16 protein-coding genes are annotated in these 17684 nt (G+C 71.2%); 2 read left to right on the forward strand and 14 right to left on the reverse strand.

What is annotated here, in order from left to right; genetic code table 11:
- Nucleotides 1-161 precede the first annotated feature (161 nt).
- Nucleotides 162-893 carry a DUF7873 family protein gene (locus ABB07_RS34325; RefSeq protein WP_208902359.1) on the reverse strand — a complete coding sequence of 244 codons (732 nt, stop codon included), beginning with the start codon at nucleotides 891-893 and terminating at the stop codon, nucleotides 162-164.
- Nucleotides 894-1359: 466 nt separating this feature from the next.
- Between ABB07_RS34325 and ABB07_RS34330 the strand changes: the two genes are divergently transcribed.
- Both ABB07_RS34330 and ABB07_RS34335 read left to right on the forward strand, forming a co-directional pair.
- Nucleotides 1360-1815 (forward strand): regulator component, encoded by a 456-nt coding sequence (locus ABB07_RS34330; RefSeq protein WP_244189606.1) that lies wholly within the window; start codon nucleotides 1360-1362, stop codon nucleotides 1813-1815.
- Nucleotides 1808-3007, forward strand: coding sequence for an MAB_1171c family putative transporter (locus ABB07_RS34335; protein ID WP_208902361.1), 1200 nt, complete (start codon nucleotides 1808-1810; stop codon nucleotides 3005-3007). The genes ABB07_RS34330 and ABB07_RS34335 overlap by 8 nt, the downstream gene beginning before the upstream one ends.
- 11 nt (nucleotides 3008-3018) lie before the next feature.
- On the opposite strand, the gene ABB07_RS34340 is transcribed toward ABB07_RS34335, so the two are convergent.
- From ABB07_RS34340 to ABB07_RS34400, 13 genes are all read right to left on the reverse strand, one after another.
- Nucleotides 3019-3840, reverse strand: coding sequence for an SDR family NAD(P)-dependent oxidoreductase (locus ABB07_RS34340; RefSeq protein WP_208903735.1), 822 nt, complete (start codon nucleotides 3838-3840; stop codon nucleotides 3019-3021).
- Nucleotides 3841-3912: 72 nt separating this feature from the next.
- Nucleotides 3913-4932, reverse strand: coding sequence for an ATP-grasp domain-containing protein (locus ABB07_RS34345; protein WP_208902362.1), 1020 nt, complete (start codon nucleotides 4930-4932; stop codon nucleotides 3913-3915).
- Nucleotides 4933-4953: 21 nt separating this feature from the next.
- Nucleotides 4954-6135, reverse strand: coding sequence for an ATP-grasp domain-containing protein (locus tag ABB07_RS34350; RefSeq protein WP_208902363.1), 1182 nt, complete (start codon nucleotides 6133-6135; stop codon nucleotides 4954-4956).
- 9 nt (nucleotides 6136-6144) lie between these two features.
- Complete coding sequence (locus ABB07_RS34355) at nucleotides 6145-7164, reverse strand: TauD/TfdA family dioxygenase (RefSeq protein WP_208902364.1); 1020 nt, start codon at nucleotides 7162-7164, stop codon at nucleotides 6145-6147.
- On the reverse strand, nucleotides 7161-8297 hold the full coding sequence (locus ABB07_RS34360; RefSeq protein WP_208902365.1) for an amino acid kinase family protein: 1137 nt from the start codon (nucleotides 8295-8297) through the stop codon (nucleotides 7161-7163). The genes ABB07_RS34355 and ABB07_RS34360 overlap by 4 nt, the downstream gene beginning before the upstream one ends.
- The gene (locus ABB07_RS34365) at nucleotides 8294-9337 is read right to left on the reverse strand and encodes an aspartate-semialdehyde dehydrogenase (protein ID WP_208902366.1); all 1044 of its coding nucleotides are present in this window, start codon (nucleotides 9335-9337) and stop codon (nucleotides 8294-8296) included. The genes ABB07_RS34360 and ABB07_RS34365 overlap by 4 nt, the downstream gene beginning before the upstream one ends.
- 52 nt (nucleotides 9338-9389) lie before the next feature.
- Nucleotides 9390-10085, reverse strand: coding sequence for an HAD family hydrolase (locus ABB07_RS34370; RefSeq protein WP_208902367.1), 696 nt, complete (start codon nucleotides 10083-10085; stop codon nucleotides 9390-9392).
- A 79-nt stretch (nucleotides 10086-10164) separates the two neighbouring features.
- Complete coding sequence (locus tag ABB07_RS34375; RefSeq protein ID WP_208902368.1) at nucleotides 10165-11412, reverse strand: MFS transporter; 1248 nt, start codon at nucleotides 11410-11412, stop codon at nucleotides 10165-10167.
- Entirely contained in the window at nucleotides 11409-12746 is a 1338-nt protein-coding gene (locus ABB07_RS34380) for an MFS transporter (RefSeq protein WP_208902369.1), read from the reverse strand. Before ABB07_RS34380 ends, ABB07_RS34375 begins: the two co-directional genes overlap by 4 nt.
- Nucleotides 12724-13974 (reverse strand): ATP-grasp domain-containing protein, encoded by a 1251-nt coding sequence (locus ABB07_RS34385; RefSeq protein WP_208902370.1) that lies wholly within the window; start codon nucleotides 13972-13974, stop codon nucleotides 12724-12726. The genes ABB07_RS34380 and ABB07_RS34385 overlap by 23 nt, the downstream gene beginning before the upstream one ends.
- Nucleotides 13967-15208: an ATP-grasp domain-containing protein gene (locus ABB07_RS34390; RefSeq protein WP_208902371.1), complete on the reverse strand. Its 1242-nt coding sequence runs from the start codon at nucleotides 15206-15208 to the stop codon at nucleotides 13967-13969. The genes ABB07_RS34385 and ABB07_RS34390 overlap by 8 nt, the downstream gene beginning before the upstream one ends.
- Nucleotides 15205-16233 (reverse strand): pyridoxal-phosphate dependent enzyme, encoded by a 1029-nt coding sequence (locus tag ABB07_RS34395; RefSeq protein WP_208902372.1) that lies wholly within the window; start codon nucleotides 16231-16233, stop codon nucleotides 15205-15207. The genes ABB07_RS34390 and ABB07_RS34395 overlap by 4 nt, the downstream gene beginning before the upstream one ends.
- A gap of 174 nt (nucleotides 16234-16407) precedes the next feature.
- Entirely contained in the window at nucleotides 16408-17550 is a 1143-nt protein-coding gene (locus ABB07_RS34400; RefSeq protein ID WP_208902373.1) for a hypothetical protein, read from the reverse strand.
- Between the last annotated feature and the right edge of the window lie 134 nt (nucleotides 17551-17684).

Here is a 17684-nt window from a genome sequence, read left to right on the forward strand (position 1 = left end):
CGGGGGAAGGACTCGAACCTTCACTGTCACCGTGTCTTCAGGCTGAACTTCAGTGTCAGCTTGCGCTCATCACGCGGACCAGGCCTCAATCCGGCCCGCGCCTGTTGCGCACCCCCGCGCTCGCACGCGGGGGCGATCGTGGATGCTACCCGTGGCCGGCGTCAGCCGAGCAGGTAGCCGAACACCGCGTCGCCGACCCGCTGGTCGGTGACCTCGGCGCCGTTGGCCTCCTCGCGGGCGAACTTCACCGCCTGCTGGAGCTTCTCGACCCGCTCCACCAGCTCGTTCACCCGCCGCGCGGGAAGTGCTCCGGAGAACTTCACGGTCGTCCAGTACCCGATGGGCACGTCCTCGTAGTACACCTCGACCTGCGCCGGGTGCTTGTCGGTGGCCTCCGCCTTGACATGGTTGCGGGGGACCTTCTTCGTGCGGATCGTGCGTACCGGGTCCGTCTTCCACCAGTCCGTGGACGGGTCGTGGGACCAGGATTCGGCGGCATCGAGGGTGGGGAGCTTCCTGACGAACGTGTGCAGGTCGGTGAGCTGCTTCTCCAGGAAGAGGAGATAACTGACCGGGACGTCGGCGACGATCGTCCGGCCGTCGACCGTGACGTCCGCGCGGGCCGCGCAGTTCGCCCAGTCCTTGGTGGCGGTCACGTCGAAGAGCCGGGTGAGCGACGCGGACATCTCCCGCAGCACGTCCTCGGCCTGCACCTGTACCCGCGTGGACTCGGGCGGCAGCTGCTCGCCCTCCTCGTCCTTCGGCTGGTACGTGCGCGAGATACCGGCCAGCAGCGCCGGCTTCTGCACCTTGTGGTGCGCCGCGGTGATGTCCTGGAGCGACTTGCTCTTGACACCCTTCTCGACAGCGATGATCTGGTTCAGTCTCGCCACTTCGGCTCCCCCTTCGAACAGGCAGGAACCTACCTCACCGGCTCGAACACGCGCACTTTCTTTTCGCACGGCGGATCCGGGCTTTCAACGGTTCGAGGGGCGGTGTACCGGCGGCCGGTTCGCACCGCGTCGCCGCGTCAGGAACCGGTCGGAGCCAGGTGGATGACAGGGCGTCAGTGGGTCGGTCGCCCCGACCACCGCGGCTTGGCCTGATCACGCGCTCGACGAGCCGGCCTCGCGACGAACTGGGATACGTTTTGAGTCGAGGGCGAGCGGGCGGCGCCGGCTCGGCCTTGTTCGGAGCGGCGGGCGACTGATCAGCTTCGGGAGAAACTGTTCCCCTCCACCGCGGCTCGCAGTTCCCCCCGGAATTCGGCGAGTACAAAAGGCAGGACAGTACGTGAGGAGAACCGGCGAATACGTCGAGTTACAGCGCCGATGCAGGGCAATCCTGAGCGATCTCGGCGTGCCGCGGTCCCTTTCCCTCGACGCGATCCGCAAGCGGGTGGAGGAACTGCGAGGCCGACCGCTCATTCTGAAGGAGCTGCCCGAGCAGGCGGCCTCGACCGGGGTGTGCGGGCTGTGGCTGGGCACCGACGACGCCGACTACGTGTTCTACGAGGGCCGGACGGCCCCTGTGCACCGCGAGCACATCATCCTGCACGAGATCGGACATGTGCTGTGCGACCACCACCGTGGGGTCACGGTCAGGGCCGACGCCCTGACCGGCCGGCTCCTCGACGGTCTCCAGCCCCGGCTCGTCCAACGCCTCATGGCCCGCACCGGTTACAGCACCACCGAGGAACGGGAAGCCGAGATGATCGCCAGCCTGATACAGAGCGCCGGGAAGACCGGTCGCCCGGCCGGCGCACTGGGACGGCTCGGCGCCTACCTGGGAGTGAGGACCGACGGCGGTGAGTGAGCTCGCGGCCCACGTCGGAGTGTGCGGCGTCCTCACCCTGTGGCTCGCCCTCGCCCTGCGGGCGGGACCCGCGCTGCGCGTGCCCTCCCAGCGCGGACTCTGGCTCACGGTCCTCGCCGCCACCGTCGCCATCACCCTGTTCCAGCCCAAGGTGGTCACGTGGCTGACGGAGGTCGGCGGCACCTGCCGGACGGTCTCGCTGGTCCGCAATCTGATCGGCGTCCTGAGCGCCGGACTGGTCCTGCTGTTCATCGTCGACTCCACGCGGGCCCGTCGCGCGCACATCGCCGTGACGGCGGGACTGGCGGCGGCCATGGGCTCGCTGCTCGCCCTGTACCTGCTGGGAGCCGATCGGACGGTCTCGCGGACGACGCCCCAGGGGCCCGCCGATCCGTCGTCCCTCTACTGGTGGGTCCTCGGCGTCGCCCACCTGGCCGGTGACGCCGTCGCGGTGGTCGTCTGCCGGCGCTACAGCACACGTACCGACGACCGCGATCTCGTCTGGTCACTGCGGCTGTTCGCGCTCGGAAGCCTCCTGGCGATCGCCTTCTGGTGCGGTTATCTGATCCACCTCCACGTCCGCATCGACGGCATGCTCCCCTGGTTGTCGCTGGTCATGAGCCTCCACGGCTTCCTCCGCGCGGCCTCACTGCTCGTCCCCACCGCCACCGCCTTCGCCCGGTCGCTGACGGCCCTGCGGACCACCTGGCAGCTGTGGCCACTGTGGCGGGACCTCGTGGCCGCGGTACCGCACGTCGCCCTCGCCCCGCCGCAGCGGACCCGCGTCCACGAGGTGCTGCGCCCGCGTTCTCCGTACGCCCTGCAGGCACACCGCCAGACCATCGAGACGTACGACGCGCTCCTGGACCTGCAGCAGTACGTCCGGCCGGACGCCCACGACCGAGCGCACCGGCGGGCGCGGCAGGCGGGGCTGCGCGGGGAACGGCTCGCGACGGCGGCACTGGCGGGCGCGCTGGATCAGGCCCGGCGCGCCAAGCTCGCCGGCGCGCCGCCGTCCACCCCGATTCCGCTGCCCGGCGTCGATCGCGGCAGCCCGGCGACCCTCCTGGCGATCGCCCGGATGTGGCCTTCCACGACTGGCACCCTCCCGGCCCCGACCGGCTCCGGCGGTCCCGGCGGCCCCGAACCGGGGCCGCTTCATGCTGAATCGGACCCATCAAGGCAGGCATGACCCCGCCGGTGTCACAGGTCCGCGCCGGCGCGTGGTGCGATGTGGAAGTCGAACGCGAGGGTCCCGGGATCCAGGGCCGTCGCCCCGCCGTCGACCGTGAGCACCGCACCGTTGACATACGACGCCGCCGGGGAGATCAACCAGCCGATCGTCTCGGCGACTTCCCGCGGTTCGCCCGGCCGGCCCATGGGCAGCAGCCTGGTCGCCTCCGCGTAGGCGGACTCCACACCGCCGTCCCCCGGGCCCGCCTCCCGGGCGAAACGCGCCATGCGCCGATCGGCCATCTCGGTCCTCACCCAGCTGGGGCACACGACGTTGGCGCGCACTCCCGCGCGCCCGTAGTCGACGGCCACGGAACGGCACAGCGACAGCAGGGCGGCCTTGGACACGGCGTACGGGGCGTTGCTCGCGCCGTTGCGCAGGGCGGAGACCGACGCCACCGCCACGACCGCTCCGCGCGCCTGGAGCAGATGCGGGATCGCCGCACGCAGGAGCAGCATCGGACCGGTGACGTTGGTGCGCATCACCTCGTCCCAGTCGGCCGGCGACAGGTCCCCGACGGTGCCGCCGCGTCCGATGCCCGCGTTGAGCACGACACCGTCCAGTCGCCCATGGGCGTCGAGCGCCGTACGGACAAGGCCCTCGGCGGCGTCGGGGTCGCCCGCGTCGGACGGATACGCCAGGGCGCCGGTCTCCTGCTCCAGCCGCCGCAGCGGTTCCACCCGGCGCCCGGAGACCACCACGTGGTGCCCTTGTTCGCGCAGCAATCGGGCGGTGGCCTCGCCGATGCCGGAACCGGCGCCGGTCACGATGACAACTCGCTCATCCATCAGAGGGGTTCAGCTTTCTGTTCCGGGAGCACGCAGGAAGCCGATCGTAGAAGGGCCCACGTGCCGCGCGTCCGGCTACCGACGATCTTGAGACAGCTTGCCCGCCGTGCGCAGCGCGCTGAGGACCGCGCGCACCGCCTCGGAGGACTTGTCCTCGCCCGTGGCCCGCCGGTGGTAGTTCAGCCCGCCGGGATTCTCCATGTTGAGCTCGATCACATAGGGATAGGCGAGGTCGACACCCACATAGAAGATGCCGTGGTCCATCAGCCGCTTGCCGAGGCGGCGCAGGAACACCTCCTCGTCCGGGGTGAGGGTGAGGCGCTCGAAGCGGGCGCCGACGGTGGCGTTGGCGCGGTGGTCGTTGTCGCGGTGGAAACGCAGGAATCCGGTCACGGGAACATCGCCGGCGAGGATCACGCGCTTCTCGTTGCTGCGCACGTTCGGGATGTACTCCTGCACCGCGGTGTACCGCTTGGCCATGCCGATGATGTCGCGTCCGTAACTGACGTACCGGGACGTCGCGTTGCCGGTCGCGGCGGCCAGCAGCGCCGAGCGGTTGCGGTCCTGGTCGTTGACGACGTAGACGTTCTGCCCGCAGCCGCCGTTGGTCGGCTTGGTGACCCAGGAGCGGCCGGGGTCGGACTCCACGAGGGCGTTCAGGAACTCGTAGTCGTTCGAGACGTACGAGGCGGGCAGGTTCTCCGCGGGCACCACCGCGCCGAGGTTGCTCTTGGCGTTGAGGTAGAACAGGGCGGTCGCGTCGTTGACGAACGGCACCTTGCGGTTGAGCAGCCACAACAGCTGGAAGTAGTCGGTGGTCGCCTCGGGATGCGTGCCGGCGAGCACCCAGACCAGGTCGAAGTCCTCGGCCGAGGCACTGGACTCGCTGAGCTTGGGGAACTCGCCGCCGGCGACGAACTCCTCGGACACCCGCATACGGTCGCACACGACGACGGAGTCGTGGACGCCCAGCGTGTCGATGTCCCCGATGTGCACCTCGTGGCCCTCTCGGTAGAGGGCGCTGGGGATGATGGAGTGGTTGTCGAGCTTGAATTTGTACGCTTCCGAGACCAGGACCAGAATCCTGTAGGGCATGGTGTCACCTCGTTGTGCGGTTCAGGCGGTCGGCAGTTCCTCGATGCGCTCCATGAGCCAGGCCTCGGCCTGGAGCAGCCGTCGCTCCACCTCGGCGGCGTCGACGCCGCTCACGATGACGAAGCACAGGTGCGAAGCGCTGTAGAGCGTGACCGCGTCGGGTGCGATCTGTTCGTTCACCTCGTAGTGCCGCACCCACGGGAACGGCGGCCTGTCCGGCAGCCGTACCGGACGGCCCTGCGGCAGGATGGAGACCGAGCCGTGCACCTCGGCCGGCGGGTCGGCGGGGGGCGGCTCGCAGGGCAGTTGGCAGGACAGGCGCAGGGAAGCGGTGTGCAGGTCCACGCCGTAGGTGGCCCGGGTGAGGGCGGGAATGCGGTCCCCGCCCACGCGGGAGGCGATCTCGCACATCACCAGCTCGTCCTCGGGTGTGTGGAAGACCTCCAGGTGGTAGGCGCCCGCCTCGGGAGTGTCGAAGGCCTCCAGCACGCGGTCGAGGAAGTTCTCCAGCCGCCGGGCGAACGGGTCGTCGGGCCGCAGCTGGACGGAGCCGTTGTTGTCCCCCGAGAAGACGCCCAGGCAGCTGCGCAGATAACGGGAGGAGGCCACGAAGCGGTAGCCGGGGGCGAGGACGGCGTCCACGTGGTACATCGGGCCCTTGACGAACTCCTCCACCATCAGGTCCTCCCGCCAGGGCCTGCGGCTGAAGGCGACCAGTTCGTCGTCGTGGTGCAGGACGGTGATGTCGCGCGACCCGCCCTGCTTGACGGGTTTGACGACGACCGGGAACCCGCGCTCCGCGATGAAGTCCGTCAGGTCGGTGAACGCGGCGAGGCGGGCGAACCGGGCCGTCGGGACGGTACGCCGCGCGACCTGCTTCATGACCACCTTGTCGCGGAAGGACAGTGCGCTGGCCGAGGACTGACCGGGGATGCCGAGGTCCTCCCGCATCCGTGCGACCCGTTCCAGGTCGTACTCGTTGTCCGTGATGATGTGGGTGAACGGCCGGTGCCGGGCCATCCGGCGGATCATCAGTTCCGGGTAGGGCACGGCTTCGCACTCCGGCACGTGTTCGTATCCGCCGAGTCCCTCGGTGCCGGCCAGCTCGTGGTGGCTGAACACATGGAGGCGGTCGGCCACTTCGGGGAACATGGCGGGATAGTCCAGCCGTGGGCCGTAGTTGATCACAGCGATGTTGGTCATGGCATTCACTCAGTGCAGGCGGCGGGATCCGGGGACGGCGCGGTGGCGGATGTCCCACTGGTTGCGGCGCACATACGTCCGCTGCAGCCAGCGGTCGCGTCCGTCGTAGTGCGCCGTGAACGGCGAACGCGCGTGCAGTCCCTTGCGGTTGTTGATCAAGAGCGCCTCACCGGGCCGCAGGAGCACATGGTGGGCGACCGCCCGGCAGGCGGCCTGGAGACGGTCGAGGGCCGACTGCGCCGCGTCGTCCAGCGGCCGCACTCCGTTGGCGGCCGCGGACACCTCGGGACAGGCCTCGGGTCCGCTGATCATCGGGACCGGGTCGGACAGCACCTCGGCGCCCTGCGCGACGTCGCGGACGTAGCTGCCGGGCGCGTTCATCCGGAACAGGGGGCTGCGCAGCGTCCGCAGCGTCGCCTCGTCGAGGACGCGGCAGATGTCGCGGGCGTCGGCGTAGTACGTCCCCGCCACCCCCTCCTGGTCGGCGCGCAGGCAGCTCAGGACGAGGAAGTCCGGGCTGGCGAGGTCGTAGCGGCCGGACGGGTCGTGGACGATGTCGTTGTGGAAGTTGAGGAAGACCACCGACCCCTGGTTCGTCTGTGTGCGGGCGCCGCTCGCGACGGGGACGACGTCGTGCACCAGCTGCCCGCTCTTCTCGGTGGCGAACCCGACCGGCTCGCCCAGCAGTCCGCTCAGCCCCAGCAGGACACCCTCGGCGACGAAGGTGGCCTTGTCCGGGCTCGGTCCGCCGTCGCGCGGGGTGTCGGGCAGCCGCGGATCCACGGGGAGGTTGCGGACGTAGCCGACGCCCGGGGTGTCCGGGTGCCTGCCGAAGTCCAGTACGCGCTGCAGCAGTTCGGTGGGCATACGCGCGAAGATCTGCAGGTAGCGGGTCATCGCCCAGTCGATGTCGCGGGACGGCTCGGGCTCCTTGACCAGGTGCGCCGCGAGGGTGTCGCGGACGTGATCCGGCACCTCGATCTCGGCGAGGGTGTCCGGAGCGGCGGGGGCATGCGCGTGGACGCTCATGCGCGTACTCCTTCGGCGTGCGGGTGGAAACGGGATGGGGCGGGACGGGCGGGGAGGCCGGCGTGCAACTCCCGTGCCAGGCGCACCGCCTCGGCTTCGCCGGCGGCGACGTGGACGGTGGCCAGTCCGTCCCGGATCTCGGTCACGGGTATGCCGACGACGCGACCGGGGGCCACACCGTGCCGGCGCTGGACCTCCACCGGGTCCACATAGCCGCCGATCACGGCGACGCACGGGGCGTCACCCAGCCGGATCGCGTCCACGCCCTCGGCGCGGAACGCCCGGTGCGCCCGGTCGGCGGTCGCGCCGTCGGGATGGGCGACGACGACGGAGCGCAGGTTCAGCACCACGGCGTCGGCGGTGGCGGCGCCGGGGCCGATGACGGTGCCCTCGGTGAACGGCGGGGTGTTGTGCCGGCAGACGATGGAGACACCGTGCCGTTCGGCGAGACGTACGGCACGGTGGTGCAGCACCTTCGCACCGTGCCGCGACATGGCGGTGGCGTCGGCGTAGGAGACCTGGTCCAGCAGACGGGTGCCGGAGACCTGGTGGGGGTCGCAGCTGTGGATGCCCTCGACGTCGGAGTGGATCTCGCAGGCGCCGGCGCCCACGGCGACGGCCACGGCCACCGCGGACAGGTCCGAGCTGTTCTTGCCCAGCCAGGTGGGGCGGCCCTCGGCGTCGACGGCCTGGCCGCCGGGGACGACGACCACCTCGTGCTCGTCCAGGGCGCGGCGCAGCGGTCCGGGGTCGGTCCGGCTCAGCCGGGCCCACATGAAGGGGCCCTCGGTCGTGAACCCCGTACGCTGCCCGGCCAGCACGGTGGCCGACCGGCCGAGGCGGTGCAGCGCCGCGGCCAGGAGGTGGGCGCTGACGGTGTCCGCCAGGGTGAGCAGCCCGGCCACCCGGTCGCCCGTGGGGTGGGGATCGACGGTGTGCAGCCGTTCCCGCAGCCGCTCGGTCTCCCCGGGCATGGCACTGACGACGACGGCCAGCCGCCGCCCTCCGGCATCGAGCCGGGCGGACAGGGAGTACGCCAGCTCGCCGTACGCGGCGGGTGTGGCGAAGCTGGAACCGCCGAACTTGAGGACCGCGGGCGGGTGGGTGACCGCGGGCGTGGCGGAGGCCGTCACAGCACACCCCGCTCCACGAGCGCCTCGGCGATCTGCAGCGCGTTGAGGGCGGCTCCGATGCGCAGGTTGTCCGCCACGAGCCACAGCCAGAAGCCGCGCGGATTGCGCGGGCTGACCCGGACCCGCCCGACGTGCACATGATCCGGATTCCCGGCGGTGCGCGGCGTGGGGAACGCGCCCGGGGTGTCCTGGTCGTGGACGGTGACCTCGGGTTCGGCGGCGAGCAGTCGGATCAGTTCCGCGCGGTCGACCACGTCGTCGCACTCGATCCAGGCCGCCTCCGAGTGGCCGTTCATCACCGGCACACGGACGCAGGTGGCGGTCACGTCGAGATGCGGGAGCCCGAGGATCTTGCGCGACTCCTGGAGCATCTTCTGCTCCTCCAACGTGAAGCCGGTGTCGAGGAGTTCGTCGATGAAGGGGATGACGTCGAAGGCGAGGGCGGGGGAGAAGGCGGTGGCGGGCGGAGTGGCCGCCGGGTCCTCCAGAGTGATGCTGCTGGCCTCGGCGAGCTCGGCGAGGCCCGAGTGGCCACGCCCGGAGGCGGCCTGGTAGGTGCTCACCACGGCGTGCCGGATGCCCCAGCGCTCCTCGACGGGCCGCAGCAGCCGGACGAGCGGGATGGTGGAGCAGTTGGGGTTGGCGATGATGCCACCGGCCGGGCGGACGTCGAGTTCCGCCGCGTTGACCTGGGGGACGACCAGCGGGGTGCCGGCGTCCATGCGGAAGGCGTTCGTGTTGTCGATGACCAGTGCGCCCTGGGCGACCGCCGAGGGCACCCACTTCCGGCTCACGGCACCGCCGGCCGAGAAGAAGGCGACGTCGGTGGTGGAGAAGTCGAAGGTGTCGAGGGCCTCGACGCGGTGGGTGCGGCCGTCGACGGTCAGCTCACGGCCCGCCGAACGCGCGGAGGCGACGAGGCGCACGTCCCGGTAGCGGAACCCGCGCTCCTCGATGAGCCGGATCAGAGTGGTGCCGACGGCGCCGGTGGCGCCCACCAGGGTGATACGGGGCGCGCTGTCGCCGGGGGTGAGGGGCATGGTGCTCGTTCTCCATCCGTGGGTGGTTGTCGGGTGCGTCCGGGGACGGGGCTCACAGCAGGCGGTCGAGCAGTCCCCGCAGGGCATCGGGCCGCCGGTCGACGGGCAGCGGGTCGACGAAGTACACCGGTGAGCCGAGGGCGGCCGCGCCGGCGTCGGCCACCCGGTCGTCGCCGACCATCGCCACATCGGGCCCCGCGAGTCCCAGGCGCTCGCAGGCGAGGGTGAACAGGCGCGCGTCGGGCTTCTGCACACCGTGCTCGTACGACAGCACGAACGCGTCGACGAGGCCGTCCAGCCCGTGGTGGCGGAAGACGGGCCGCAGGTCGTAGCCGATGTTGCTGACCACCGCCACGCGCACACCGTGCTCCCGCAGCGTCCGCAGCACCTCCTCGGTGTCCGGGTAGGGCTGCCAGGCGGGCGGGGTCATATGGCGTGCGTAGAGCGCGTCGATCAACTCGGGCCAGGGCAGTCCCGCGGCGCGCAGCAGCCCGGTGTACGCCGCCCGGTGCCGTACGGCGTCCAGGTCCCGTTCGCGCCACAGGGCCATCAGCTCGGGGCCGGCGTCCCGCGGAGCGGGGCCGCCCGGCACCGCCCCGAAGTCCGCCAAGTGCCCGGCCCATCGCCGTAGTTCATGCTCCTCCAGGGCACGGCCGGCTTCCTCGGCCACGGCCCGGAGCCAGCTCTCGGCGTCCTCCAGGTGGAAGAGCGTGCTGGAGAAGTCGAACATGCATCCTTTGACGGCCATGGGGCTCCTTCGTGGGTGGTGCGGGGGGGGGGGGGGGGGGGGAGTCGCGGTCGCGGGTTTCGGCGTCGGGTGTCGCGGGTCAGGCGGGCGTGTCGAGGGGGCGGGACCGGCCCCGGTGCACCAGGCGCCCGAGCAGAGCGGCCAGCGCGGCGAGCGCCGCGATGGTGGTCATGGCCGCCGGCAGCCCGAACGCCTCGCTCAGGAAGCCGATGGACGGCGGGCCGATCAGGATGCCGGTGTAGCCGAGAGTGGACGCCACGGCGACCCCCTGGGAGCCCCCGGACGCACCGGCGTTGCCGACGGCGACGGGGAAGACGTTGGCCAGGCCCGTTCCGGTCAGGGCGTAGCCGAGGAAGACCAGCCACGTCTGCGGTGCGAGGGCTCCGGTCAGCATGCCCACAGCGGCGAGCAGGCCTCCGGCCACCAGGACGACCGTGTCCCCGAGCCGTTCCAGGAGCCAGGTGCCCGACGCCCGGGACACCGTCATCGTCAGCGCGAAGACGGCGTAACCGGCCGCCGCCACGCCCGGTCCGGTGTGCAGGTCCGCGGACAGGTGCAGCGCGCCCCAGTCGGCGAGCGCGCCCTCGCCGTAGGCCGTGCACAGGGTGATCAGCCCGTAGACCACGATGAACAGCCGCAGCCGGTCGGTGCCGCTGCCGCCGGGGGTCCCGGTGCCCTCGGCGCGTTCCGCGGCGGGGGAGTCCGGGCGGCGGGGCACGGGGGCGCTGAGCAGGACCCGGCCGGCGAAGGCGGTGACCAGAAGCCCGATGACCGTCAGCAGAAGCAGGTGCCGCTGCGGGCTGAGGTGGGGGGCGAGCAGACCGCCCAGCCCGGCGCCGGCCAGCCCGCCCGCGCTGAACGCCGCGTGGAAGGAGGGGAGGATGGGACGTCCGATCGCCTCGGCCAGATCCACGGCCGCCGCGTTGAAGGCGACGTTGAGGCCGCCGTAGGCCGCGCCGAACAGCAGCAGGACGAGGCCCAGTTGGACGGCGTCGTGGGTCAGCGGGGGCAGTGCGACCGACAGCGACAGCAGGGCCGCCGTGACGACGGTGACGGGGTGGTTGCCGTACCGCCGGCACAGCCGGCCGGCCAGCAGCATGGTGGTCACCGAACCCACCGACACGCCCAGGAGGGCCAGCCCGAGCACGCCCGGTGAGGCGTCGATCTGTTCCTTGATCGCGGGGATGCGGACGACCCAGCCGGCGAACACGAAGCCGTCGAGGGCGAAGAAGAGACTGATCGCCCAGCGCAGCCGGGCCACCGGCAGCCCGGCCGTGGCCGGGCCGGGCCGGCCGGATTCCAGGAGCTGCTCCACGGGGTTGCTCACCCGCTTCCGTGAGGGGCCTCGGAGGCGAGGCGCGCGTCGGTGGGGTCGTCGTCCCCCGCTGGGGCGGGGACCGTGTTCGCCGTCCGGGTCCCGGGGCCGCCGGTGGTCTGCTCGGGGGCCGAACGTGCCGCACCGGTGGCCGCCCGGCGGGCGCGTACGACGCGGGACGCCGGCAGCACGAGGGCGGCGACGAGCAGGGCCTGCGGTGCGACGTAGACCCAGAAGTGCGCGGTGTCACCGCCGGACTGGGCGAGCGCGTAGAGCCGCCCTCCGACGATGCCGCTGGTGAACGAGCCGAGGCCGAGCGCCATCCGCTGGCTTCCGACGGCCAGCGCGGGCCGCCCGGGAACGGCCCGGAGCGCCTCCAGCTCGTTCTTGAGGAAGATCACCGCCTCGCCCACGCTCACGAGGACCGTGCCGAGGAGGACGAAGGGGACACCGGCGCGGGCGAAGGCCAGCAACCCGAGGGTGAAGGCGGGAAAGGCCACCAGCGTGGCCGTGGAGTAGCGCACCCGGCCGATCCAGCGGGCGGCCAGGGGCTGTCCGACGATGACGAGCACACTGTTGACGACGAGGGCGAGGCTGTAGACCACCGCCGGGTGGGAGGCGGTGACGAAGACGCCGAGGTAGTTCTGGAAGAACCAGTACAGATAGGCGCTGATCGCGGCCACGAAGGCCGGCGGAGTGAGGAACGCCCTGACCCAGTCCGCGCCGCTGCCGCCGTCCGCCGGGCGCACCGAGCCGCCGCGCGGCAGCAGGACCGCGTGCAGCAGGGTCAGCGCGGCGAACAGGACCGTGACGACCGAGAACACCAGCAGCGGCACGCGGACGATCAGCAGTCCGGAGACCAGCGTGCCCAGGGCCATTCCGCTGCTCAGCGCCGAGTTGTTCAGCGAGAGCAGCACCGAGCGGTGCTCCTCGGGCACCTCCCGGACGAGGAAGGCCTTGTTGGCCGGGGAGTACAGGGCGTCGCCGGCCGCGGCGAGCAGCACCGCGGCGACGGCCGGCCCGGGGGTGGACAGCCCCAGCATGAACAGACCGAATCCGGTGGTGCGGACGACGAGTCCGGTCACCATGGCCGGCTTCAGCCCGATCCGCTCCGCCATCAGCCCGCCGCCGAGGCAGCCGGCGAACTGCAGGAAGGACGTCGTCCCGAGCAGCACACCGACCGTGCCCATCGCCATGCCCAGCCGCTCGTGCAGCAGGATCGCCAGGAAGGGCAGCACCATGAAGCTGCCGAGCGGCATGACGAACGAGGTGGCCAGGAGGAAGCGGAGACTCGGGGGCAGACCGGCCAGACCGGCCCGCAGTTCAGAACGACGGGTGCCAGACATCGCCGTCCTCGAACTCCACCCAGTAGGTGCGGGCGATCTCCCGTTTGGTGCGCTCGCCCGCCGCGTGATCCGGCACCTTCAGCCAGATCAGCCCCGGGCGCCTGGTGTTCGCGGCGACGGGCAGCGGAATCTCGCCCGGACGGATGCCGATTTCGAAGTCCTCGACACCCACGACCGCGCGCAGCAGTTCGGGGTCGGCGGTGCGCAGCACGCGCTTGGCGGGCGGGATCAGTGAGACCACCATGCCCACCGCGTCGGTGGGCGGCAGATGCGGGGAGCTCACGCTCTCGCCGCCGGGCAGCAGGCTGCGCAGCACGGTGGCGATCTCGTCGACGCCGCCGGCGTGCTCGACCATGCGGAAGATGCGGTATCCGCCGATGCGGGTCTGCGACTCGATGATCACCGGTCGGCCGTCCCGGGCGACCTTGACCTCGGTGTGGGTGAGGCCCCAGGTGTGCCCGATGGCGTCGAGGAAGGCCTGCACCGAGGTGGTGATGCGCGGGATGTGCCGGTCGTACGGCGCTGGGGGCGGCACACTGATCTCGGTGACGGCCGGGTTGGGATGCGGGGCGAGACGGCACAGGGAGATCCCGGCGACGGCGTGCCGGCCGTTCAGGGTCACCGTCTCCACGCTGTAGAGCTCGTCCCCCTCGATGAACTCCTCTGCCAGATGGGGTTCGCCGATCCAGAGCCGGGCGTCGTCCAGGGCGCCGCGCAGTTCCTCGGGGGTGGTGATCTGGCGGACTCCCACGCTGCCCGAACCGGCGACGGGCTTGAGAATGAGCGGCAGGCCGTGGCGCGCGTGGAACTTCGCCAGGTCCTCGGCGCTGGCGACGCGGGCCCAGCCGAGGCCGAGTTCGGGATGGTCGGCCAGGATGGCGCGCATCCGGTCCTTGTAGCGGGTGGCGGCCACCGAGGCGAGGGGCAGCCCCTTGATGCCGAGGGCGTCGGCGATGACGGCGCAGCTCTCCAGGCCGAACTCGCCGAAGGAGACGGCCGCGTCGAGCGGATGCTCGCCGTGCAGGGCGCGGGCGGCCTGAAGACAGGCGACGACCTGCTCGGCGGGGAGCGGTCGCACGAACCGGCAACGGTCGAGGACCTCCAGCTCGCGGGGGGTGAAGTCGGCCGTGTTGCCGATGAAGCTGACGTCGAAGCCGAGCGAGAGGGCTGTCTCGACCACTCCGGCCCAGCCGCTGAGGACGAGCAGGTGGGGCCTGTGCTCAGGCACGGCGGTCTCCTTCCATCCGCACGCTCAGTTCGCCGGCGGCGGACACTACGTTCTGCAGGGCGAGTTCCGAGGTGGCCCCGGTGGCGGACACCACGGCGACGCAGCCGTCCTGGTCGGCCACCGTGGTCACCTCGGTGCCGTCCGGCATCGCGGGGCGGACGGCGGGGCTGCCGGGATGGCCCGCGAGCAGCTGAGCGCCCTCGATGCCGCGGAAGACGCCCGTGCGCGGCGCGTAGAGCCGGGCGTGCGCCGCACCGCACAGCGGGGCGAGGGGCTCGTCCATGAGGGCGGGGCGCCGGCGCAGCGCGAGGTCGACGAACGCGGCGTACACGTTGACACCCAGCGCCTTGCACAGCCCCTCGCCGACCAGGCCGCCGCCGAGCCGCGGGTTGATCTCGACGACCTCGAAGCCGTGGTCGGTGAGGATGAACTCGGTGTGCGCGAAGCCCTCGGTGTAGCCGACCGCCTTGAGCACCCGTTCGATCCAGCGTCCGGCCTCCTCCGCCATGCAGCCGGGCAGCGCGACCGGGAGCGCGAGTGCCTCCTCCCGGAACAGCGGGGGCGGGGACAGGACGCGGCTGCTGACGGCGAGCAGGCGGGTGCTGCCCTCCCAGGTCAGGGTCTCCATGCTGTACAGCGGCCCCAGGAAGTAGGGTTCCGCGGTCGGCCGGCCGCGCAAGGCGGAGTTCCTGGCCAGGTCCAGGACGTCGCGGAGCTCGTCGGTGGTACGGGCCAGCCAGACGTGCTGGCTGCCCGTCCCCGCGCTGTCCTTGACGATGAGGGGCAGGCCGGTGCGGGCGGCCACGGCGTCGGCGTCGTCGGTGTCGGCCACGGGCCGGCCGTCGGCGCGGGAGAGCCCGTGCTCGTACAGGCGGCGGCGCAGCCGGGCCTTGTCGCGGACGAGGCGCACGGAGTCCGGGTCCTGTCCGCCGAGTCCGAGTTCCCGGAGGGCGGCGAGTGCCACCAGGCTCCAGGTGTCGGTGGTGCTCACCAGCCCGGCGACGTCACCGATCCGCCGGACGGTGTGGACGACCTCGCTCACGTCGAAGGTGTTCACGTCGTGCACGACCAGCCGACTGCGGTCGGCGCTCGCCAGCTCGTGCAGGTACTCCGGGCGGTGTCCGGTCAGGAGATGGACGGTCAGGTCCTCGTCGGCGGCGGCGCTCAGCAGACGGCCGAGGCCGAACTGCAGCCACTCCAGTGCGATGAGATTGCCTCCCGTGGGCGGGTTCACCGCGCGTTCTCCTTGGCACGGGGCTGGTAGGACCGGCGCCCCCAGTCCATGACGGACCACGGCAGGGCGAGGTCGTCCTGGGTGTCGATGTGCCGGGGCGCCAGGTCCTCGACGCCGGTGGGACCGTCGGGGCGGGCGTACACGTTGTCGGCGTAGCGGTGTCCGGTGTCGGCGGCGACGAAGACACAGGGCCGCCCGGGGACGCGGGCCGCTTCCCAGCGGGCCGCGAGGTAGGCGCAGCCCGCGGACATGCCGGCGTACAGGGCGTGCCGGCGGAACAGGTCGAGGGTGGCGGTCACCGCGCTGTCGAAGTCGATCCAGTGCACCCGGTCGTAGAGTTCGTGGCGTACGTTGCGCATGCGGATGGGGCTGCCGATGCCCGATATCGAGGCCACCGGGTCCTCGACCGGCTCGCTGCCGAAGGTGACGCTCTCGAAGGGCTCCACGCCGACGAGTTCCACGTCGTCGCCGAGTTCGCGCAGGCAGCTGGTCAGCCCGCCGGTGGAGGCGCCCGAGCCGACCCCGCCCACCAGGGTGAACGGCTCGCCGCCGAACTCCTTGTGCAGCATCTGGGCGACTTCCCGGTAGCCGAGGTAGTGCACCGCGTCGTGGTACTGCTGCATCCAGTGGACGTTCTGCTCGGTGTCCAGGATGTGGGCGACGCGTTCCATGCGGGCCGCCTGGTCCATCTTGTCGACCAGCGGGCCCGGCGGAATCGTCACCCGCTCGATGCGCGCGCCCAGCATCTCCAGCTGGCGGCGGAGTTTTTCGTCGACCTTGGTGGAGCAGACGATCCGGCACTTCATGCCGTATTTGTGGCAGGCCATCGCAAGGGAATAGCCATAGGTGCCGCTGGAGCTGTCCATCAGGGTGTCACCGGGTTTCACGACGCCGGTCACCAGCAGATGCCGCACGGCTTCCAGGGCCGAGTAGAGTTTCATCATCTCGAAACGCAGCACATAAAGGTCGCTGTCCAGTCGGATGATGTCCGGCTGTTTCATCGCGTCGGCGGCGTGATCAAACACATTCCCGTCCCGTTCTTCTGGCAGTGGCAAGAACCATGTGTTCCGCGGTGTTTCCTCAGCAGCCGCCGACGTTCTTTCACCGTGCTGCGGCGAGGTCTTTCGTCCCGGAGTGCCGGGGTGACGCGGCCGGAGCGGGGGTGGACCGGCCGCGTCGATCGAGGGGCCCGGCGCCCGTCAGGCGGCCGTGGCGACCGCTTCGGCGGCCACGGGGATGCCGAAGGTGCGGTGCGCGGTGCGAGTGGTGAGGTGCCGGATGTCCGCGTCGGACAACCCGTGGGCCTTGGCGTTCGCGATGTGCAGGGCCAGCGGCTGCGATCCGGCCGCGACGACGCCGTTCTCCTCGTACCACAGGCCGTTGTCACCGGTGTGGTGCAGCGGCCGGCCGCCGAGGCGCGCCGAGTCGCACCGGTCGGTCATGATCATGGCGTTGCGGGGCCCCATCAGCTGCACGGCACGGGTCGCCAGCGCCAGGTCGACATGCTCGCCGTCGAAGTTGATGCACGCCGAGATACGGCAGTTGACGGCCTGCTTGATGATGGCGCCGGGCACGGGACCGGCGATCTCGCTGATGTTGTCGAGCGTCCAGTTGGGCAGCTCGTACGACTCGATGACGCGGTCGCGTTCGCGGCGGGCCCGCTCGGTCCTGAAGGCGTGCCGGATGTTCAGCGGCATGTCGTTGAACAGGTGGTCCGTGGTCACCCGCACGCCGGTGCCGCTCCACTCCGACTGGTAGGCGATCTCCACGATGGCGTCGACGTTGTCGGCGCTGCGCTGCGGGTTGTCCCGCGTGAAGTGGCCGAGCGCCGGGCGCACGCCCTGGGCCAGCAGGGTCGGCACGATCCAGGAGAAGTCGCTGGTACGCAGGTTGGGGTCGTCCTGGAGCACGGACTCCGGGGAGTACGCGTCCGGGGACAGCACCGTGTACACCAGGCCGTGCTGTCCGAGGGCGGCCAGCCGCTCCCACTCCTGCCGGCTCGGCGCCCAGACGGTCGAGGTCGGGGTGCCGCCCCGGTGCGACAGGAGAGGGCCCTCGAGCGCCACCCCCGGCACGTGCGGCAGCAGCCCGTCCTTCCGCATCTCGGCGTAACGGCGCATGAAGGCCTCGAACTCGGCCAGACGGTCGCGGTGCAGATACATCGTGGGCAGCGCCAGCACGCCCTCGGTCGCGCACCACTCGTCGAGCCGGCTCAGATCCACACGGGTGAAGTCGGAGAAGTCCACGTCCCCGAATCCATGACAGTGGACCTCCACCGGACGCATGCCGTTCTCGTCCACCTCGAACGGCTTCACTTCACGATTGGCTCGTATCGAACTCATCAGCCGAAGCTCCCTCTTCGATCGGTTCACCTCGATTCTGGGGCGGCGAACAGTCCGGTATCCAGTGCGGACAACTCTCATGTAGCTGCATTGCAGGTTGCTGAAGGAGCGACCGGTGGGGGTGCGGTGCTTAT

The organism is Streptomyces incarnatus (assembly GCF_001027185.1).
GTDB classification, from domain to species: Bacteria; Actinomycetota; Actinomycetes; order Streptomycetales; family Streptomycetaceae; genus Streptomyces; species Streptomyces puniciscabiei.